Origin of the sequence: Candidatus Nitrososphaera evergladensis SR1 (genome assembly GCF_000730285.1) — an archaeon.
GTDB classification, from domain to species: domain Archaea; phylum Thermoproteota; class Nitrososphaeria; order Nitrososphaerales; family Nitrososphaeraceae; genus Nitrososphaera; species Nitrososphaera evergladensis.
The window spans coordinates 861,239-880,329 of record NZ_CP007174.1; the positions used below are offsets into that span (position 1 = coordinate 861,239).

26 protein-coding genes are annotated in these 19,091 nt (G+C 54.2%); 12 read left to right on the plus strand and 14 right to left on the minus strand.

From position 1 onward, the window contains the following. Position 1: 1 nt before the first annotated feature. Positions 2-1,294, minus strand: coding sequence for an aspartate aminotransferase family protein (locus NTE_RS04415; protein ID WP_148699920.1), 1,293 nt, complete (start codon positions 1,292-1,294; stop codon positions 2-4). A 151-nt stretch (positions 1,295-1,445) separates the two neighbouring features. Here NTE_RS04415 and NTE_RS04420 point away from each other — a divergent pair, with 151 nt between their 5' ends. Then, positions 1,446-1,943: a hypothetical protein gene (locus NTE_RS04420; RefSeq protein WP_148699921.1), complete on the plus strand. Its 498-nt coding sequence runs from the start codon at positions 1,446-1,448 to the stop codon at positions 1,941-1,943. Here NTE_RS04420 and NTE_RS04425 read toward each other — a convergent pair. Then, the gene (locus tag NTE_RS04425; RefSeq protein ID WP_148699922.1) at positions 1,927-2,634 is read right to left on the minus strand and encodes a TapB family protein; all 708 of its coding nucleotides are present in this window, start codon (positions 2,632-2,634) and stop codon (positions 1,927-1,929) included. The two genes, NTE_RS04420 and NTE_RS04425, sit on opposite strands and share 17 nt — an antisense overlap. A gap of 52 nt (positions 2,635-2,686) precedes the next feature. Then, on the minus strand, positions 2,687-3,091 hold the full coding sequence (locus NTE_RS04430; RefSeq protein ID WP_148699923.1) for an EVE domain-containing protein: 405 nt from the start codon (positions 3,089-3,091) through the stop codon (positions 2,687-2,689). Between the two features lie 56 nt (positions 3,092-3,147). On the opposite strand from NTE_RS04430, the gene truD reads away from it, so the two are divergent. From truD to NTE_RS04445, 3 genes are all read left to right on the plus strand, one after another. Further along, a complete protein-coding gene (gene truD / locus NTE_RS04435) occupies positions 3,148-4,425 on the plus strand; it encodes a tRNA pseudouridine(13) synthase TruD (RefSeq protein WP_158385096.1) in 1,278 nt (425 codons plus the stop codon). A 214-nt stretch (positions 4,426-4,639) separates the two neighbouring features. Next, on the plus strand, positions 4,640-4,990 hold the full coding sequence (locus tag NTE_RS04440) for a winged helix-turn-helix domain-containing protein (RefSeq protein ID WP_226987176.1): 351 nt from the start codon (positions 4,640-4,642) through the stop codon (positions 4,988-4,990). 98 nt (positions 4,991-5,088) lie between these two features. After that, a complete protein-coding gene (locus NTE_RS04445; protein ID WP_148699925.1) occupies positions 5,089-5,328 on the plus strand; it encodes a hypothetical protein in 240 nt (79 codons plus the stop codon). 5 nt (positions 5,329-5,333) lie between these two features. Here the strand turns inward: NTE_RS04445 and NTE_RS04450 are convergent, their stop codons facing one another. Further along, positions 5,334-5,600: a hypothetical protein gene (locus NTE_RS04450; RefSeq protein ID WP_226987177.1), complete on the minus strand. Its 267-nt coding sequence runs from the start codon at positions 5,598-5,600 to the stop codon at positions 5,334-5,336. A gap of 37 nt (positions 5,601-5,637) precedes the next feature. On the opposite strand from NTE_RS04450, the gene NTE_RS04455 reads away from it, so the two are divergent. Both NTE_RS04455 and NTE_RS04460 read left to right on the plus strand, forming a co-directional pair. Next, positions 5,638-6,894, plus strand: a complete 1,257-nt coding sequence (locus tag NTE_RS04455) for a S1C family serine protease (RefSeq protein ID WP_148699926.1) — start codon at positions 5,638-5,640, stop codon at positions 6,892-6,894. Further along, on the plus strand, positions 6,866-7,606 hold the full coding sequence (locus tag NTE_RS04460) for a hypothetical protein (protein ID WP_148699927.1): 741 nt from the start codon (positions 6,866-6,868) through the stop codon (positions 7,604-7,606). The genes NTE_RS04455 and NTE_RS04460 overlap by 29 nt, the downstream gene beginning before the upstream one ends. A 57-nt stretch (positions 7,607-7,663) precedes the next feature. Here NTE_RS04460 and NTE_RS16360 read toward each other — a convergent pair whose 3' ends face one another. Together NTE_RS16360 and NTE_RS04465 are read right to left on the minus strand one after the other, a co-directional pair. Beyond that, positions 7,664-7,828 (minus strand): hypothetical protein, encoded by a 165-nt coding sequence (locus tag NTE_RS16360; protein ID WP_158385098.1) that lies wholly within the window; start codon positions 7,826-7,828, stop codon positions 7,664-7,666. Positions 7,829-7,903: 75 nt separating this feature from the next. Further along, complete coding sequence (locus tag NTE_RS04465; RefSeq protein ID WP_148699928.1) at positions 7,904-8,500, minus strand: hypothetical protein; 597 nt, start codon at positions 8,498-8,500, stop codon at positions 7,904-7,906. A gap of 75 nt (positions 8,501-8,575) precedes the next feature. On the opposite strand from NTE_RS04465, the gene NTE_RS04470 reads away from it, so the two are divergent. Next, complete coding sequence (locus NTE_RS04470) at positions 8,576-8,938, plus strand: hypothetical protein (RefSeq protein ID WP_148699929.1); 363 nt, start codon at positions 8,576-8,578, stop codon at positions 8,936-8,938. On the opposite strand, the gene pyrH is transcribed toward NTE_RS04470, so the two are convergent. Genes pyrH through tmk form a run of 3 tightly spaced genes read right to left on the minus strand, consistent with a single transcriptional unit; the run spans position 8,935 to position 11,518 of the window. Further along, complete coding sequence (gene pyrH, locus NTE_RS04475) at positions 8,935-9,639, minus strand: UMP kinase (RefSeq protein ID WP_148699930.1); 705 nt, start codon at positions 9,637-9,639, stop codon at positions 8,935-8,937. The two genes, NTE_RS04470 and pyrH, sit on opposite strands and share 4 nt — an antisense overlap. Next, positions 9,623-10,891 carry an HD domain-containing protein gene (locus NTE_RS04480; protein WP_148699931.1) on the minus strand — a complete coding sequence of 423 codons (1,269 nt, stop codon included), beginning with the start codon at positions 10,889-10,891 and terminating at the stop codon, positions 9,623-9,625. Before NTE_RS04480 ends, pyrH begins: the two co-directional genes overlap by 17 nt. A gap of 30 nt (positions 10,892-10,921) precedes the next feature. Continuing rightward, positions 10,922-11,518, minus strand: a complete 597-nt coding sequence (gene tmk, locus NTE_RS04485; protein WP_148699932.1) for a dTMP kinase — start codon at positions 11,516-11,518, stop codon at positions 10,922-10,924. A 153-nt stretch (positions 11,519-11,671) separates the two neighbouring features. On the opposite strand from tmk, the gene NTE_RS04490 reads away from it, so the two are divergent. Beyond that, entirely contained in the window at positions 11,672-12,349 is a 678-nt protein-coding gene (locus tag NTE_RS04490) for a hypothetical protein (protein ID WP_148699933.1), read from the plus strand. Positions 12,350-12,352: 3 nt separating this feature from the next. Here NTE_RS04490 and NTE_RS04495 read toward each other — a convergent pair whose 3' ends face one another. Then, the gene (locus tag NTE_RS04495) at positions 12,353-12,535 is read right to left on the minus strand and encodes a zinc finger domain-containing protein (protein ID WP_148699934.1); all 183 of its coding nucleotides are present in this window, start codon (positions 12,533-12,535) and stop codon (positions 12,353-12,355) included. Positions 12,536-12,622: 87 nt separating this feature from the next. Here NTE_RS04495 and hsp14 point away from each other — a divergent pair, with 87 nt between their 5' ends. After that, positions 12,623-13,009: an archaeal heat shock protein Hsp14 gene (gene hsp14 / locus NTE_RS04500; protein ID WP_148699935.1), complete on the plus strand. Its 387-nt coding sequence runs from the start codon at positions 12,623-12,625 to the stop codon at positions 13,007-13,009. Here hsp14 and NTE_RS04505 read toward each other — a convergent pair. Together NTE_RS04505 and NTE_RS04510 are read right to left on the minus strand one after the other, a co-directional pair. Beyond that, the gene (locus NTE_RS04505; protein WP_226987178.1) at positions 13,002-14,675 is read right to left on the minus strand and encodes an ABC1 kinase family protein; all 1,674 of its coding nucleotides are present in this window, start codon (positions 14,673-14,675) and stop codon (positions 13,002-13,004) included. The genes hsp14 and NTE_RS04505 overlap by 8 nt on opposite strands. Next, positions 14,653-15,066 carry a hypothetical protein gene (locus NTE_RS04510; protein WP_148699936.1) on the minus strand — a complete coding sequence of 138 codons (414 nt, stop codon included), beginning with the start codon at positions 15,064-15,066 and terminating at the stop codon, positions 14,653-14,655. The genes NTE_RS04505 and NTE_RS04510 overlap by 23 nt, the downstream gene beginning before the upstream one ends. Before the next feature lie 77 nt (positions 15,067-15,143). On the opposite strand from NTE_RS04510, the gene NTE_RS04515 reads away from it, so the two are divergent. Then, entirely contained in the window at positions 15,144-15,689 is a 546-nt protein-coding gene (locus tag NTE_RS04515; RefSeq protein ID WP_158385100.1) for an NUDIX hydrolase, read from the plus strand. Here the strand turns inward: NTE_RS04515 and NTE_RS04520 are convergent. Next, positions 15,675-16,736: a phosphosulfolactate synthase gene (locus NTE_RS04520; RefSeq protein ID WP_226987179.1), complete on the minus strand. Its 1,062-nt coding sequence runs from the start codon at positions 16,734-16,736 to the stop codon at positions 15,675-15,677. The genes NTE_RS04515 and NTE_RS04520 overlap by 15 nt on opposite strands. Before the next feature lie 30 nt (positions 16,737-16,766). Between NTE_RS04520 and NTE_RS04525 the strand changes: the two genes are divergently transcribed. Next, positions 16,767-17,819 carry an ABC transporter substrate-binding protein gene (locus NTE_RS04525; RefSeq protein ID WP_148699938.1) on the plus strand — a complete coding sequence of 351 codons (1,053 nt, stop codon included), beginning with the start codon at positions 16,767-16,769 and terminating at the stop codon, positions 17,817-17,819. 115 nt (positions 17,820-17,934) lie between these two features. After that, complete coding sequence (locus tag NTE_RS04530; RefSeq protein WP_226987180.1) at positions 17,935-18,756, plus strand: ABC transporter permease; 822 nt, start codon at positions 17,935-17,937, stop codon at positions 18,754-18,756. Here the strand turns inward: NTE_RS04530 and NTE_RS04535 are convergent, their stop codons facing one another. Next, a complete protein-coding gene (locus NTE_RS04535; RefSeq protein WP_148699939.1) occupies positions 18,757-19,059 on the minus strand; it encodes a 4a-hydroxytetrahydrobiopterin dehydratase in 303 nt (100 codons plus the stop codon). Positions 19,060-19,091 lie beyond the last annotated feature (32 nt).

A 19,091-nucleotide genomic window follows, 5' to 3' on the forward strand; every position in this document is an offset into this window, starting at 1 on the left:
TTTATTTCTGCAGTTCCTTTATTTTCTTGAAAGCCTCGCTGTACGCGTCCACCGTCCTGTCCACGTCGTCCTCGTCGTGCGCGTACGACACAAAGCACGTCTCAAACTGCGACGGCGGGATGAACACGTTGCGCTTTAGCAACTCGTCAAACAGCCTTTTGAATTTGGCAGAGTCTGCCCTTTTCGCACTGGCGTCGTCCCTCACCTTGTCGGCAGTGAAAAACACCTGGTACATCGAGCCAATAGAGTTTATCGTGCAGTTGACGCCTCCAATGTCTTCAAGCTCTTCTTCTATGCCCTCAACAATGCTGTCGCATGTCCTTGCGACCTGCGGGTAGATGGAGTCCTTGGCCTCAAACAGGGTCGAAAGCGCCGCAATTGCCGCAGACACTGACACGGGGTTTCCTGCAAAAGTGCTTGCCTGGTACACCTTGCCTGCAGGGGCCAGCTGCTGCATTATCTCTTTTCTTCCTGCAATTGCGCCTATCGGAAAGCCGTTTCCAAGCGCCTTGGCAAAAGTCGCAATGTCAGGTTTTATCCCAAAGAACTCGCCAGCTCCTCCAAGCGCAAGCCTAAAGCCAGTTACGACCTCGTCAAATATCAGAACCACGTCGTTTTGCTGCGTTATCTTTCTGACGTCGCTCAGGTAGTTCTTGTCGGGAAGCACGAGGCCAATGTTTGCAAGCACCGGCTCCATTATCACGCAGGCCGCGTCGTCTCTGTTTCTTTCAATAGTGCGTTCAAGCTCTGCCGCATCGTTGTATGGCGCAACTACCGTTTGCGCCGATGCCTCTTCCAAGATGCCCTCCGACGCAGGCAGGCTTGCTGCGCCGGACCCTGCCTTTGCAAGAACATAGTCGTGCGCGCCGTGGTACCCGCCGTCAAACTTTATCACCTTCTTTTTCTTTGCAAACGCCCTTGCAAGGCGTATTGCGTTCATCGTGGCCTCCGATCCTGTGTTGACGAGCCTGACCATGTCGGCGCAGGGGACAGCCTTTGAAATCAACTCTGCAAGCTTTATTTCAAGTTCGGTCGGAACGCAGTACAGCGTTCCAATGTCAAGCTGCGACCTTGCCGCATCAAGCACTGAAGGGTAGCCGTGCCCAAGGAGCATGGCGCCGTAACCCATGCAATAGTCGGTAAGCGTCTTGTGGTCGGAAGTCACAAGCTTGCTCCCCCTTGCGGATGCGGCAAAGAACGGGTAAGGCTCGAAAAAGCGGACCGGGCTGTCTACGCCTCCGGGCAGCACCTTTTTTGCCCTGTTGTACAGCTGCTCTGACCTGCTGCTAGCCACCACGAATGTTTGTCATTTTTGCGCCGTAATAAGCGTATTCTTGGCACCTGGCAGATCAACCAACAACAAAAAAACGACTGGATATGTCAAACCATCCGGTACGAAAGCGCATATACGTTGATTAACCTGCCGTGGCATTGAGAGGGACGTATTGGCAATTACTACGTTTTCCGCCATCATGGATGATTTCCGCGCAAACGTGGCGCAGAACCGTGATGCCCTTTTGGCGATAGCGAAAAAAAACCCGCACATGGCTTACCAGAAGGTAAACGAGCTTGCGCTGTTTGTCGGATCGCGCCACGGCGTCAACTTGCAACTGCACTTTCCGGTTCCGGCCAAGGTCGCAGACGTTGACGCGTACGGCACGGAAAACATTGGCATCGTTGTCGACAAGTTCCGCCGGACGTTTCCAGTGGCGCGAGAAATAGTGAAGCACAAAGCCGTTGAAATCCTCGGCCCAGACGCAAGGGCGCTTGACGCCTACATGTACGAGGGCAAGGAGGGGGTAAAGGTGATTATGACAGAAAGCAGCAGGATTGAAGTCCTCCCGGGTTCGGTGCACCTGTGGTGCAGAGTAGACGACGAGCGCGTGAAAAAATATGCAGACTGGCTGATGGAAAACGTGTATTTTGTCAGCGCGTCAGGCTGACAAGCTCATACTTGTAGTACAGCTGGTCGTTGATGTCGTACGTCTCTGCCTTGACCGGCATGGGCAGGTCCTTTACGACGTATATCTTGCTCGTGTTGTTGTTCAGCTTGTAGCTTAGCACCAGCGCGTCAAACGTGCCTGCCGGCGTGGTGACTTTTTCTTGGCTTGTTATCTTGACAGTTATCGGAGTGGTGCTGCCGGTGACTATGGTGTTCCACGGCGCGCCCACGACTAGGTACTTGTCTCTGCCGCCATAGTCCATGTCCCTTATCGCAAGTATCGACGACTCAATTGGCTCCAGGTACTGCCTTGCGGACTCGCTAATGCTTCCCTCCTTTGTGAGCTCTTTTGAATACATGACGTCAAAATTTTGCGTACCCTGCGTGCCGTTTACGACGTTGAATGTTGTGCGCCAGCTGCCGCTGTTGTCGCCTGCCTTGGCAAATGTTATCGAAACTTTTGCATCTGCAAGCGACGGCGGGCCCTGCGAATCCACCGTGTAGCCCATCGAAAGGCCGTCTGTCACCTGCGCGCCGATCACGTAAATGTCGGCAGACGTGGGCGGGTTTAATATCGATGCGGCGTCGCCGCCTGAAAATCCTCCTCCAAACGCGATGATTCCCACGCTCACGCCGATTCCAAGCGCGGAGAACAGACCGACCATCACTGCGACTTGCTGCTTTGGGGTCACGCCAGCTCCTCTCTGTTCAGCTTCCTGCCTTATTTATAGAGTTTCGGACATTTTAACCTGACATCTTCATTATCCTTTCCCACAGCTTTTTAGGCACCGGCATCACAGACAGACGGGATACCCTGACAAGCTCCCACTGCGCAAACGCAGGATCGCTCTTTATCTTCTCCAGTGCAACCGGCTTTTTCAGCCTGCCCGCCGGCTTGACATCGACCACCACAAGGGATTCATCCTTCTCTTTTGGGTCTGGATAAGGATCGGACACGATATCAATTATGCCGACTGCCTGCTTTTCGTCGCCGGTGTGGTAGAATATCGCCCTGTCGCCCTTTTTTACGCTCCTCAGGTGCTTGAGAGCAAGGTTGTTCGCCACTCCGTCCCACACGGTCCTGCCGTCTTTTTCCAGTTGCGCATAGTTGTACGTGGAAGGCTCTTGCTTGAACAGCCAGTATGCCATATGTCAACCGTCTATTGCCGCACAATATAAGTTACAAAGGAAGAGGTGCTAACTTGTTGTCGCCGTCGTCATCGCCCCCTGTGCCAGAGATAGACATGATGGCCGGGATCGAGTGCTACTGCAGCGCCGATTTTTCAGGCATAGGCGGGTCGATAAAGCAGGACAGCTCCTCGTTTCAGGTGTCAGAGCTTGTCGACGAGTCATCGCTTGGCATCTCAAAAGAGTTTGAGGGCGCATACCGCTACCCGCTCTACCTGCTGCAAAAGGAAGGCGTAGACTCTAACCACGCACTGTTTGAAATCGAGCGGGAGCATCGCCTGCGCCTGCGCGTGATGGGGATAAAGGACGCAAAGGCAGTTACGAGCCAGTACGCAGGCGCAGAGAGGGCGTGGCAGAACGCGCCAAAAGAGCTGCGCACAAGGCATACCATGCTGACGCTTCAGGGATTTACAAAGAGGCCGCTTGGCAGGGAGCTTTTGGCTGGAAACGAGTTTTCCATAGCTATCCAGAACCCGATGCGCGACGACATCTCCGGCTTTGAAAACCAGGTGCAAAATATAGCCAACTTTTACGGCCTGCAGCGGTTTGGAAGCGAGCGCCTGGTCACTCACCTTGTGGGCAGGGCGATAGTGAAAAAAGACTTTGCAAGGGCGGCGGAGCTTTTGCTGACGTACACGACAAAGTACGACACCGACTCTAGCCGCGAGATAAGGCGCAAATGCCTTGACCCTTCAGGCTACCGGCAGGCATTAAAGGAGGTCCCCAGGGGCATGGACATTGAAAGGCAGCTCTTGTCAGCCCTTGTCGCAGGCAAGGGGCCGGTACAGGCGCTTCGTGCGGTTCCGATACAGATACGCAGGCTATTTGTACAGGCGTACCAGGCCTACATCTTTAACATGTGTTTGAGCAGGGCAATCGCGCAGGGAGAGGACATTACGTCGCCAAAGCAGGGCGACCTGTGTTTTGAAATGGAGGGCCCCTTTGCGTTTGGCAGGATAAAGAAATACGATCCTTCGTTGTTGTCAGATAAACAACAATTTGTCCCGGCGGTTAGGATGGCCGGCTATACGTTCCAGCCAGGCAGGGGCCGTTTTGAAGAGATTACAAAAGAACTTCTCGTACAGGAAGGAGTTGCCGCAAAGGACTTTTATGTTAAAGAAATGCAGGAGCTGAGCCAGCAGGGCGGCTTTCGCCAGGCGCCTCTGTGGTGCCAAGATTTTGCGTGGAAGAAAAACCCACTGACAGTTTCATTCAAGCTCCCAAAGGGCTCGTACGCCACCACGCTCTTGCGCGAGCTGATAAAGCCACAGGACCCGATAAAAGCAGGATTTTGATAACAATAACAGCGGTGGCCCTGCCCCGCGGAAAGGGAAGAGGCGCCGCATGGGCAGGGCCGCTCTGTTCTTGGGGTTAGCTATGCTTGCTAGCCTGTTTCCGTATTAAAGGCTGGCTTAACATTGTTCACTCTCACCTTAACATTGTTAATCGACCTTTAGATATTCGCCGGCCGATACATACTATGCAGAGAGAAAGAACGTGTCGCGGCTGTTGTCTACGTCAGCAACAATGGTCCCGCAAGTAACGGCGGCAGTATCCTACCGGGACAGGATCTACATAGTCAAGGACATCCTGCTAAAATTGGTAGAATATGGCGAGCTGAACCAGACTGCGCTTGTCAGCTTTTGCGGCCTGAACCTGAAAAAGCACAAGCCGATACTTGAAGACCTTGAGCTCAAGGGCCTTGTGCGCAGGTCGGAAAAAACTTCTGGAAAAAGGACCATAACGCTCTACTCTACGACTGCGTGGGGCATGGAATTTTGCAGGACTATACTAGAGCCGTACGAAAAGATGTTCCCAAGAAGCAGGACTTTGCATCCGCCTGCCGTCACGTCAGAGTAGTAGTGGTAGTCGTTGTAAAGTCAAGCTCGACGCCTCTGTCGCCGGCCTTCTTCTTCACCCTGTACGTTTCATTTGACAAAATGGGGAGTGCCTCAACCATGCCTTCTGCGCCGCAGCCGGGGCACCTGTCAATGCGAGTGGCAGGTCCAAGTCCTGAAGCGCACCAGAGGCATGAGTTGCAGACAAGGAAATTGGCTCGCGCAAAGGGCTTTTCACGAGCAGCCGTCGACGATCTGCTGACAAAAGCCGGCGGTCTTTCTTCAGCAGCAGTCGTGGTGACTACCATATTGTTATCATCACAGCCTGACGCGCACGTCGAGTTAATTAACATCAATTAACAATGTTAAGGCGCCGCGCCTGCAGCCGCGCGGATTCTCTGCTTGTACTTCTGGCCGCGGGGCTTTGTGCGCAGCCTGTATCCGCAGCACGGGCAGACGTTTCCGTCGCACATTATGAACAGGTCGCATATCTGGCACCGCTTCTGGCCGCTGGCGTACCTTCCAAGCCCCCTGGTCTTGGTGGCCCTGTAATCTTCGCATATCCCTCTGCACGACATCAGGCTGCTGTGGGCAGCAAGGAGGATAATCCATTGCGTAACAATGTTCAGCAAGACATTATTTGCCACTTCCTACATATCTTGCTTATATATGGCCGAGTCGTCGAGAACTCCTTCTACCACCGTTACCATGCTTGCCATACTGTTCGCAGGGATAATAATTGGCGGCGTGCTTGGCGCCGGGATACTGACGTACGCTCCTCAATCACTGTCGTTCTGGAGCAAGCCGCAGCAGGCGCCAAGCGCGGTTGCGCAGCAGCAACAGGCAAAGACAACAATGACTGCCGCTACTACTACCACCACCACTACCGTGCCAGCTACCCCCACAACCGCTGACCATGACCTTGTCTCGCTGTTCAAGCAGGTGGAAGGCTCTGTCGTGCAGATAACAAGCACCGTCTCCACCGTGAACAACAACATCATAATAAACGGCGATCCGCTGAAAAGCGAGTCAAAACGGCTTGGCTCCGGCTTTGTCTATGACGCGCAGGGGCTCATCGTCACCAACAACCACGTAGTTGACGGCACAGACACTGTCGACGTGACGTTTACCGACGGCAACACCTATTCTGCAAAGGTGCTTGGAAAGGACGCGTACAGCGACCTTGCAGTGATCAAGATAACCGACGACTTTACTGAAAAGCTAGTGCCGCTAAAGCTAGGCAACTCGACTGACCTGCAGGTGGGCGACCAGGTGGTCGCAATAGGAAACCCGTTTGGGCTCAGCAACACCATGACCACAGGAATCGTGAGCCAGCTTGGCCGGCTCATACCAAACGAGGATAGCACTTTTTCGATACCCGACGTCATCCAGACAGACGCCGCAATAAACCCGGGCAACTCTGGCGGACCGCTCCTTGACATGGAAGGCGAGGTCATCGGCGTCAACTCGGCCATCCAGTCAAACACGGGGAGCTTTTCCGGCATCGGCTTTGCAATCTCGTCAAGCGCGGTGCAGCACATAGTGCCTGCGCTCATAAAGGACGGCAAGTACGACCACCCGTGGCTTGGCATAGCCGGCACAAGCCTGACTCCAGACCTTGTGGGAAAGCTTGGCCTGCCCAAGAACTCTAAAGGCGTGCTCATAACAGATGTCACGGCGGGCGGGCCGGCGCAAAAGGCCGGCATAATGGGCACGGTGTTTGACAGGTTCACAGGCGACATCCGGAGGGCCGGCGACATTGTGACTGCGATTGATGGCCATGAGGTAAAGCGCATAGAGGACGTAATTACGTACCTTGAGCAGCATGCGCGGCCCGGCGACGCAGTTACGCTTGACCTGAACAGGGCAGGGCAGGTCGTGCAGGCGCACGCTACGCTTGAAGCAAGGGCGGGCCCCAGCCAATAATGACAGGCGACAACACAATATATACCGCCTAGTGCTAAAGCGCCACAGCAACAGCGACATGCTTGGGGACCGCAACCTGCGCGGAATGATAGAAAAGGCGCTTGATCGCCTCAACGATGATCTGAACATCAAGATCGACAGGAAAAACCCTGACAGGATACACGCGCTTGAGGCGGCTCTTTGCACGCGGTTATCCTACTATGAGCGCAAGGACCCCATTCCCGACGACAACGCGTCCAAAGTCTCTATTCTGTTAAGCCACGGCATCAGAAACGCGCTGAGCAACATCCAGGGCGAATACAAAGTCGACAGCCTGACCCTTGACGTGAACGCCGACATGATGATAGGCGACGAGTTTGTCGTGCGGTTTGAGATAGTGCCCGAGCTTCCCCCCATGCCGCATCCCCGGCACCTCCTGTACCTGAACACGTGCCTGTTCGCGCTTGGCAAGGACGAAGGAATTCTCATCTATATGACTGCAGACGGCAAGACGGCAGAATATTCGGTCACAAAGAACAACCGCATGTTCGAGGAGATCGTGCGCAGGGCGCGCGTGCTAAGCACGCTCTTGAAGGACAACAAGGTCCCGATAGTCGAGCCGTCTGATCTGTGCCTAAAGTGCAAATACTACTCCCGCTGCTATTCGCGTGAAAAAGCCCGGGAATCCACAGACATGCTGCAGGAAATATTTGGCAAGCTGTCGCCAAAGTAAAAAAGAGTGTGTGTGCATGCGTGCACAGGTGGGGAGAGAGAAAAAGAGAAAGTTATGTCATTCTCCGTGACTGCTGCTACTACTACTACCGCCATGGGCACTGACTGCCGATGACGACGAATACCCCTGACTGTATCTTCTCGCCCTTGCCGCAAAGACTATGCCGACCAGGAATGCGAACACTCCCGTCACTACGCCGAAAATGAACACTTCTTCAGCCATGTCGTATGCGTTTTGTCCAAAGTTTTTATCCTTATCGGTACTGCTTTCCGCACTGCAAGATAATATCATAAAAATTTACGGGAATGTCAGGCTGAAATCCCTGTCTTCTGCGGTGGTCTGCAGGTTTGCAGCCGTGAGCCTGTACGAGTAGGTGCCGTCAACTGTAAAGGTGGTGTTGCCGGCGACCATCTTGTCCCACGCGCCTGCAATAGCACTGTTGCGCTCGACTGTCTGGGTGTCCTTTGCAGTAAGGGTCGACCCTGACACTATGGGAAAGAGGTTGCTCTGCGAGTCAAGAAAGCCCTGCGCGCTCTGCCCCACGTCGCCAATGGTCATTCGCAGGCCGTCTACGTTGACGTTGTAGTGTATCGTCTCTAGTATCATGGTGGTGTTGTTGGGATTCTTTACCGTGAACGTGACTTGCACGTTGGCATGACTATCGCCGGCCTTTTTCACCGCAATGTCCTTTACGTTGATAACTGGGGGCATGATATTTGGAGCGTTACTGCTGCTTCCACTTGCGCCGCCCGTCGAGTTGGCACCCTGATTATTATTATTGCTATTGCTTATGCCGGGCAGCTGGCTGTTGTTGTTTGCGCCCAGCACAAAGAATACTATTACAGCCGCGACGGCAATGCCTCCGCCGGCAGCATAGATTGCCTTTGTGTTCAAAACAGAATTAGCTGCCGCCTGCCCGTGTTTAAATCTGTCGCTTGTCCTCCTTTTTTACACACAAAAGTGTGTGTAATGATAATGCTTATACTTGTGAAAAGGCGCACCGGCTATGTATTGCAGTACCACAAGGCGGCCCACCTCGGCAAGCAGCGTGCGCAAAAGGCGCAGATGAAGCTGTTCGACTACACCGGCTTTGCGATGCTTACGTACACGATAAAGCAGTCCGGCGAGGGTTCTTTTGAGCCCGTGGGCGAGGAAGAGCTTGCGGCCAAGATGACAAAAGGCGAAGAGGCGATGCTGTTTATCTGCGACAGGGACGGCTACGCCAAGGCGCAGTCAAAGCCGATGCCGCTTGCGCAGGGCGAAGAGGCGTTCAAAAAGATGGTCGCTGACGGCATACCTGCGTTTTCAGGCGAAATAAAGACCGTTTCCTAGGCGCCGACTATTATTTTCGTGCCGGCGGCCTTGTTCTTGAGGACGACGTCTCTAATCACTTCTGGCTCTGACTTTATCACGACGGTCGGTATCTTGGACCGCTCGATTACCTTTAGCGCGACGATGTCCATCAGGTCGTAGCCCCCTGCCATCGAGCTTTCGCCAGAAAGGAGGTCGCGGCACTGTTTTGTAGTTATCTCGGAATAGTGCCTTGCGCCCTTGTTCTTGCGCGGGTCGGAATCGTAAATGCCGTCAACGTCGGTCGCGTTGACAAAGCGCGCCGCGCCCACCTTTTCCGCAATAAGGGCGGAAGTGGCGTTCGTGCTCTGCCCCGGATGCAGGCCGCCTGCAACGACTATTTTGCCGCTTGCAGCCGCTTCTGTGACCTGCTCAAGATCCTCCGGCACTGCAGGATATGCCTTTTCGCCGAGCGCGGCGATGAGAAGTTTTGCGTTGAGCCTCGATACTTCTATTCCCATGATGTCAAGGCTTGCCTCGTCAAGCCCAAAGCCCCTTGCGATGTTGATGTAGTGGCGCGCGACTCTGCCTCCTCCTGCCACCACCACTGGCTGCACCTTTGCAGAAGAAGAAAGGTTTGCAAGCATGGACGCGTATCTCTTTATCTCGCTTCCGTCCTCGCCGCTGAACACCTTGCCGCTCAGCTTGATGACGACACGACGGCTTTTATCTAACACTACCATGCAGTCTCCCTGCTCCCATTTCCATTGTCTCCTGATCTCCAAGCACCTTTTTAACAGATCGCTCGACTTTCTGCCTGCTCTCCGCGGTGGTGTAGATGCGCAGCATGTCAAAAAATCCGGCGATCGAGTCCACAAGCGGTATCTCTGAAACTGGAACCTCGCGCACGCCCTTTTTGTCGGTGACAAGCACCGAGAACATTTCCCTCTTGCTCGGCGTGAGCGGCATCGACGACGCCCTCGAAGCGTCGGCAAACACGTGGCTCCTGTCCACGCCTGCAGCCTGGGCGATCTCGACTTCAAGTGCAGACAGTGCCTTTCTGTCCATGCGCTTGTGCCTGTCGCGCTTGTGCAAGAGCTTTTCATACACGCATTTTAGGAGGCGCCGGTCGCGGTAATCGCGGGCCAGCCTTGCGGCCATGCCATTGTCCAGCGCGCATAGCCGCTCAAGCGTCGCCTCGTCAGTGATGGAAAGATAGTTTTCAAGCGACGTGTCCGTGAGGGCAAGCGCATCGTCGGCGTTTATCATGGAATGCAATAGCATCACCTCCGCGGACCGGACCGTCTTGTGGAAATAGACTGCCTTGAACATCTCGTACCTCGATATCAGCATCGATTCAAGCGAATTGAGAGCCGACCTGTTGATGGCAAGCCTGCCAGAAGCGACCTCGTACGAGCTTATCAGCCTGTGATAGTCTATCTTGCCGTACTCTGCGCCTGTGAAATACGAATCGCGGGGCAAATAGTCCATGATGTCGGCAGAAAGCCCGCCCGAGATTATCTCGTTGAGGAAATGCACGTTTGACTGGCCAAACGACAGCCGCGATATGTGGTCTGCGCTGTAGCCGTTTTTGCCAAGCGCGTCTGCAATCTCGCTTTTTGTTATTATGAGCCGGCCCATCTCCTCGTGGCTTGTTCTGCACCTCGTTTCCAGAACTTCCTCAAAGAGGTGCGAAAACGGTCCGTGGCCGATGTCGTGCAAGAGCGCGGCAAGCCGCAGCTCCTCTACTACTTCGGCGTTGTCGATGTAGCCCTTGCCAAGCAGGCTCTCGCACGCAAGGCCGGCGATGTGCATCGCGCCAAGCGAGTGCTCAAAGCGCGAATGCTGCGCGCTGGGGTAGACGAGGTGCGCGCCTGCAAGCTGGCGTATGCGCCGGAGGCGCTGGAACGCCGCGCTGTCTATGATGTCCTTTTCCGCCTGCGAAAACCGGATGTAGCGGTGTATCGGGTCCGTGATCTCGCCTGCAAAATCCAAGGTACGAGATGCACACCTGCAAAGAGCGACTTAAACTTTCAGTGCCTTTCTCACTGTTTTCAGTATTTCCTGGTGGACCTGCTCCTTGCTTTTAGAGCCGTCCAGCACCTTCCACTTGAACTGCCGGGCAAGCTTTTGGTAGTTCTTGTACGCGGCCTCTGCAAGCCTGGCGTCGCCCTCAAACGCATCAAGCACTTCCGCGCGATTCTTTGACACGCTCGGGTTGACAAGCAGGATGAGCACCATGTCTTCCTTTGGCAGGCCCTTGTCCAGCTTTTGCAGCCACCCTGCGTCCATGCCGTTAGAGATTCCGTATACCAGGTTTGACTGCCAGTAGCGGTTCATGATGATTATGGTGCCGTTTTCCACCATGCTCTCTATCTCCTTCTTTTTCTCCCACCTGTTTGCAGAAAAGAGCAGGTGCTTGACCTCTGCGGGATAGTCGCGTTTTCCGTCAAGAAATGCGCGGATTTCCATGCCTATTGGCGTCGTATAGTCTGGAAAGTCGATTACCACGCATATCTTGCCGAGCGCCTTGATGGCTTCCTGCAGCATGCGAGACTGGGTAGTCTTGCCGGCCTTGTCGGTTCCCTCTATAACAATTATCTTGCCCTTTGCCACCGCCACAGGTCAAGGCAGGCGCCAATAAAAAGATGTTGAATAATTCTCGGGAAAGCGGGTTTGTGAGATTTGCACCTTCGATTTGCCCAGAATTTTAAACCAAAAAACCAACAAATTAAAATATTATCCATCTTGTTAACAGGTGAGCACGGTTAGCGCTTGAAAGACGGAAAATCAAACATTGCAATATTTGACACGTTCAAGACTCGCCGGAACAAGTTCACCGGCGAGGCCAAGAGGCAGCGGGGCATAATCGCGCATCTTGCCACTGAGCAGAGCCCTGAACTGCGCACCCGCACGTCCATTGCGCACGCAATAGCAGAGCAGCACGGAATCCTGTGGCAGAACATCTATTCCGGGATATTCCGAGACCTTGATGAAGTCCTCATCCCTGCCGGCGTGGTAAAAGAAGGGGGCAGGCTGCCGCTCAGGCGCGGGCCAAAGGCGCTCCAGCTTGAAGGCGTGCCTTTTTACGAACTCACGGACACCGGCCTGCTTGTGGCGTCGTCGATAGAGGAGCTTGGGGACAAGCGCATGGGGCTGCTAAAATCGTACGTGTCGTCGCTTCCAGCAAACGACTCACAATGCAAGGCTATGAAGGACGGCCTTTTGTTGCTCATAGACCGCGCCCCGTCCTTTGTGACAAAGGTCATCAACGAGTACATCTATGCGTACAGCACTGGCCTGATAAGCAGCATAGCGCCCCTTGAGACGAAAAAGCTGCGCTCCGTCATTGCAAAAGAGATTGCCGTGGAAAAAGAGCTTGTCGAGGCGTTTGTGGCGTTTTCAGGCGATCAAAAGGACCTTGCACGCAACTTTTTCAAGGTAATGACCTGAGCTTTACTTGCCCTTGTGGCCGCATGCGGGGCACTTGTATTCCTTGGACTTGCCCTTGCAGCCCTCGCAGCGCCATATGCGCGCGCTTTTGCACTTGGGACACGAAAAGTTCTCTGAAATTTCGCCCGGGTGGACGTCTCTGCCACAAGCGTTGCACTTGGGCATGTCGTACGAGCCGGAGTACATAGTATCTCTGCAGCTGTGTTTGCCTTCTGGACTATTTTTACTTATTGCAAATAAAGGATTTATACCGAATGCACGAATCAAAGCCATATGGGTATAGGAAGGTATGTTGTGCGTGAGGTTGCAAAGGAGCTTGACCACCGGTCGAGGGAATTCTACGAATTTGTCATGCCGGCCATTGACATGGTAGAAGAGGGAAGCGATCTCGTGGTCATGATCGACCTGCCAGGCTTTGCCAAGCAGGACATTGCGCTAAGGATACAGCGCAATATCCTCTCAATAACCGCCAAGCGCGCAGCGCCAGAGGAAACCGGCACGGTCTACCAGAGGCACAGGCCGCTGCGGATTGAAAAGAGCATCGTGCTTCCGATCACGGTCAAAGAGGGCGAGAAGGTGGTGGGCACGGCGACGTACACAGACGGCGTGGTGACGCTCAGGATACCCGTGCCGTCCAAGGAAACGATCCCCATCACCTGATCCTTTTTCCTTTTATTGTGCCGACAATGATTGCTGCGGCGGCTGCTGCAAAGCCGGCGTACGAAAACGCCGGGTTTTGCGCAAGCATAAAGGCCGACCCGACAAAGAGCGCAGAAGCAAGTATGCTTGCAGGAAGCATCGGACTGGAAGACTGCTGCCTCTTTTCGGTCCCAAACATGGGCTGATTCTCCAGGTACGACTTTAGCAGGGGCCCCACGGTTGCAGACGCCTCGATGCCCTTTGCTATGCGCCTTGCCGAGACCTTGACTTCTTCAATGTACGCGTCCCTTACGAGGCCCTCTTCCTCAAGCAGGTTGCCAAGCACCTTTACAAACTGGAACTTGACCTTGTGGTGCTGGTAGATACCTTCAAGTATCGAGGCCATGCGCATATACAGCGCCAGGTTCTTTGGAAGCCGGAATGGAAAGCGGCTCATCGTCTTGTTGGCAAGGTCCATTAATGCCTTCACTTCCATCTTGTCCACCTGCCTGCCGTACATGGTCTGGATGGAAAGTGCGATCCCTTTTTCGACGATGTAGCGGTTGACGGTCGGCTCTAGCGTGCCAAGCTCTATGAGCACGTTTACGGTGCGCTCGGGGTCCTTGTCCAAAAGGCCGAGGTACAGCCTGATGAGCCTAAGCCGCGTCTCGTTGTCCAGCCTGCCGACCATCCCAAAGTCGTACAGGATGAGCCTTGCCTTGTCGCTGTCTTCCACGGAGATGTTGCCGGGGTGCGGGTCGGCGTGAAACACGCTGTGGCGCAGGAGCATCTTGAAGAACAGGTGGTGTATGTTGATGACCAGCTTTGCTCTGTCAATGCCTCGCGCGTCAAGTGCGGCAATGTCTGTTATCTTTATCCCGGGCACGTACTCCATAGTCAACACGTGCCTTGACGTCCTGTCCAAAAAGACGTCGGGTATTCTCACCATCGAGTCGCCAGCCAGGTTGCGCTTTATCGTGGCAAGGTTCTCTGCCTCTATCCTGTAGTCCATCTCTTCATGGATTGTTTCGATAAACTGCGCAAGCATGCCTTCTGCAGAAAAGCGCAGGTTCGGGTCGATAAAGCGCGTGGCTAGAGGCAGTATCTTTTGGAGGACGTACACGTCGTCTGCGATGATGCGCTCTATGTTTGGCCTGCCGACCTTGACAATGACCTGCCCGCCGTGATGCTTGGCAAGATAGACCTGCCCAAGGCTTGCCCCCGATTTGGCGATGGAGTCAAACTCTTCAAACACGTCTTCTATCCTGCCAAGCTCCCCTTCGATTATTGGCTTTATCTCAGAAAACGGGGCCGGCGGGACGTCGTCCTGTAGTCTGGCAAGAACCTCCAGGTACGGCTGGGGAAGAATGTCTGCCCTCGAGGAAAGCCACTGACCCAGCTTTATGTACGATGGCCCAAGCGAGATAAACGTGGAAAGCGCCTTTTCGGCGTGGCGCCTGTACTTGGCCTCGTCAACGCCCTTTCCCTCCTTTCTGACCCATTCGCGCCTGTCTCGCCTGAGCGCAAGTGCGACTGGCAAAAGCTTTAGAATGACCCGTACAACGCGCAGCCTCGACGGCCTGGAGTAAACTGGTACAACGTCTTGAACGGATGATGACGATGACGATGGTGCTGCCGCAATCTCGCGCCCTTGACCTGCCATCTCACTTGACCTTCTTTGCGGCATTTGCGGCCGCAAATGCCAGTTTGCCGGCAGACGAGCCTGCAAACAACCCTGCAACCAGCGCATCCACCGCGGCGTCTCTGGCGCCCTTGCCGTCCTTCTTGCGCTTTTCGTATACTGCCCTGCCTACTTTGCGCCCAACATACGCCGCCGCTGCGGCGCCGGCGATGTATTCGGGCGCGTCGGCCAGAAGGTGTCCAAGCGGGTCTTTGCGCGGGTCGACCCTGTCCATGTGCACAGTGTAATGACTGTCATATTCGCGTATGTGGAGGTTGCCGTACCTGTACTGTTTTTTTGCACCTCTTTTGCTTCCAAGGACAGTCTCTTCAATGTCGATAATCGGCCTGATGGCCTTTGGGATGATGATGTTGCCGTCAGGATCCACAAACTCCACAGGCAAAAATAGGCCGGTTTCGGATATAAAATTAGCGAATCAATAATTATAACCTGCCTTTCGCTATACACCACACGTTGCCAGACATCATCAGGGTTATTGCAAGCAGGCGCGTCTACGCGGGCGCCATATCGCTTCGCAAGGACAAGTTCTCGGTAAACGGCGGGAGGGTGGTCGAAAAAGAGATAGTCGAGCACCAGCCGTCGGTGGGCATCATCGCCGCCGTTGACAATGACAGCATCATCCTTGTAAGCCAGTACCGGCGCGCCCCGGACAGGACGCTGCTAGAGATACCTGCCGGCAAGATAGAGCAAGGCGAGACTCCAAGGCAGGCCGCCGTCCGGGAGATGGACGAAGAGATAGGCTATACGGGAAAATTGAAGCCCTTTCTCAAATGGTATCTTGCACCCGGCTACGATACCGAGCTCATGCACCTGTTTGTCGCCACGGACCTGAAAAAAATTGACAATACTAGACGCGCAACAATGGACGACGACGAGGACATTGTCGCAAAAAAAGTCAAGCTAGCGGCCGCCGTGAAAAAGTGCCTCAACGGCGAGATACAAGACGCCAAGACAATAGCCGCCATCATGGCGTACGCTTCTTTCTTAAAGCCACTCTGACTGGACCGGCTGGTACACCTTTTTCCTTGCGTCTTCTAGGCTGCTGCGCTCTATTATCAGGCCCTGCCTCTTTAGGTCGTCGACTGCCGCCTGCACCGTCCTTCTCGGCAGGTGGCTCAGGCTGATGAGCTCGCCCTGCTCCACCGGGTGCTTGGTCCTTATTATGTAGTAGATGAACTTGGACGCCGGCCCGCCCTCGGGGTCCTTGCGTATATACGAGACGCCAAACGCGGATTTTGCCAAAAAGCCACGCCTCTGCGACTCGACTGACGCTATTGCCTCCGGGTGGACCTCTGCAAGGTTGACGCGCTGGCCAAACTCTGCCATCAGCGCCGACTGCTGGGATTCAAGCGGCGCCTCAAAGATGAACGTGCTTGGCGGGTACTCGTTTGTCATTGCGCCAACAAAGCTCCACTTTACGAGGCCCTTTTCGTCGTATATGCCGACGTTGTAGCCCTCATTTGCCTCGATGACTACCTTTTTAGAGTCCAGCTTTACCGCCTCGTCGATCTTTTTCAAGGTGTCGTCGATCCCAAGCTGGTGCCTTGGGTCCTTCTTGCCCACCTTCCACTGGTATTCAAGCCCCGCCGCCTTGACTGCCTCTGTTATCTTTTTCTTTTGTGCTATTGACAGGTCGATGCTGCTTTCTCCTATCTCGACCATGTCAAAGCCGACCTTTGCAGCCTCCCTTGCAAACCTCTCTAGCGAGCTCTCGACCACGGCAAATTCGGTTATAGTGCTCCCCGTCGAGACCTTGATGTCAAAGCCGTGATAGTACTCGATCTTTTTTCTCAGGCTCTCGTCAGAGACCAGCATTGGGAGCGCGCCGTACACCTTGACTACGTCTACAAAGGGCGCTATTGTGGCAAAGTTTTCCCTGTCAAGCCCCTGGAACTTGTCGATGGTGCACGTCAGGCCCTCCTTGCGGGGCTTTTTTGCGTCCAACCTGTTCTTGGCAAGGCCGTCGAGCATGTTGCTATATGCGATATATGCAGATTCTGCACATATTTCTAGGTTGTCAGTCGCGTATTGCGCATTTAACGTCAATTATATTGCACCGACCGCGCTAGCAAAAAGGTGGACTTTAGGCTCAAGCTGGGCATAGCCGCGGCCCTCGTCGCTTTTGTCATCGGGACTTCCGTGGCGCTCAACGACCAGCCCCTTGCCAGGTACAGCGGGGCATCCGGCCCTTCTGACGTGCTGAGGCTTGGCTACTTTCCAAACGTCAACCACGCACAGGCAGTCATAGGGGTTGGAAACGGCGACTACCAAAAAGCCCTCGGCAACATACAGCTTGAGACGCAGGTATTCACTTCAGGCCCCTCAGCTATTGATGGATTCTTTGGCAACCGGATCGATTGTTCATACGTGGGACCAAACCCTGCCGTCAACGGCTACCTGAGATCTGAAGGCTCGCTCAAAGTCGTATCAGGCGTGTCAAGCGGTGGCACAGTGTTTGTAGTCCGAAACGATGCCGGCATCGACTCGCCGGCTGACTTTGCAGGCAAGAAACTCGCATCGCCACAGGTCGGGAACACCCAAGACGTAGCCCTCCGGAATTACCTTAAAGAACATGGCTATGAGGTCAAGCGCGAAGGCGGCAATCCTGAGATACGACAGGTCAAGCCGGCAGACATGTTGACGCTGATGGCCAAAAAAGAGCTGGATGGCGCGTGGGTAGCCGAGCCGTGGGGCGCAAGGCTTGTTCGAGAGGCAGGTGCCAGAGTTTTTGTAAACGAGCAGGACCTCTGGCAGGACGGCAAGTTTGCGACATCGCTTTTGGTCTGCAAGGCCGACTATATCAAGAGCAATCCCGAGACTGTCAAGAGGTTAATTGAAGCGCACGTCAGCGAGACCCAATGGATAAACAGCCACAAGGAAGAGGCAATCAAGTCGTTTAATACCGCTGTTTCCAAGATACTTGGCTCAGGATTCAATGAGGATGATTTGCGCACCTCGCTGACAAGGATGGAGTTTACCTACGACCCGCTTGAAGAGACTGTGCAAAAAGCGGCCGACGACGCATACGCTCTTGGCCTGCTTGACAAAAAACCCGGCCTTTCAGGCATGTTCGACCTGCAGATCCTAAATGGCGTTCTGCAGGAAAGGGGACTTGCAACTATAGGGTGATAGAATATGCGAAAAACCCGCATATCTTTAACCAATTGCGCATATGCCGCAAGTTATATTGCAACGCTGTTAACGATCCTGCAAAACAGCAACAAAAGGGCGTGGCCATGATAATATGATGCAACAACAGCAAAAAACGACAGAAGCGCGCAGGAAAAACGGGAACACAACTATAAACGACCTTGCTAGCATCGCGCTCTTTCTTGCGGCGTTTGGGGCCGCGTGGCAGGTGGTCTACCTTGCAGGGCTCTTTCCTGCCTATTCGCTTCCCTCGCCTATATCTGTTGCAAAGTCATTTGCAGACCTTGCCTCCGAAGGGTCGCTTGGCACTGGCATCGCGGTGACGATGGGAAGGCTTGCCGCCGGCTTTGCAATCTCTGTAGCCATCGGTGGCACCGTGGGCCTTGCGATGGTGCGCTTTAAGGACTTTGGCAAGACCATGAGCTCCTTTTCGGTCGGCCTTCAGTCGTTTCCAAGCATAGCGTGGGTGCCGTTTTCTATACTGCTCATCGGCTATAACGACTTTGGCATTTTGTTTGTCATGGTGATAAGCTCTGTGTTTTCAGTGATGATGTCTACCTACAGCGGCATACGCAACATACCGCCCATCTACGTGCGCGCCGCGCGCAACATGGGCGCAGACGGCTTTGTGCTGTTCCGCCACGTCATGCTTCCTGCAGCGACTCCTACCCTGATAATCGGGCTCCGCCAGGCGTGGTCGTTTGCGTGGCACGCGCTTGTGGGCGCAGAAATACTCATCTCGCTTGTGGGTCTTGGGCACATCCTGAGCGTCGGAAGGGAGCTTAACAACATGGGATGGATAATGGCAACTATGATAGTGATATTTGTCATCGGCATGGTAGTCGACAGAATAGTCTTTTTCAAGCTCGAAGAGCGCATCCGCTCAAGGTGGGGCCTCAACCAGCACGCCGACTAGCTAGTCCTTGTGGATCTCGCTTATCTTTTGCGCAAGGATCACGTCGTAGTTGCTTACCTTGTTGCCGATGTCGTGCGTCACAAGGTTGATGGTGACGTGGTTGTAGACGTTTGACCACTCGGGGTGGTGGTTCAGTTTTTCCGCCTCTATCGCAACGCGGGTCATAAACGCAAACGCCTCCGCAAAGTCGCCAAACTCAAACGACCTGCGCAATTTGCCGTCGGCTATCTTCCAGCCGGGCATCTTTTCAAGCGCCTTGTCAAGCTCTTGCTTTGAAAGCTCGCGGTAATCTTCATCATGCATAGCAAGTCTCTCGTAGGCGCAGCTAATACGTT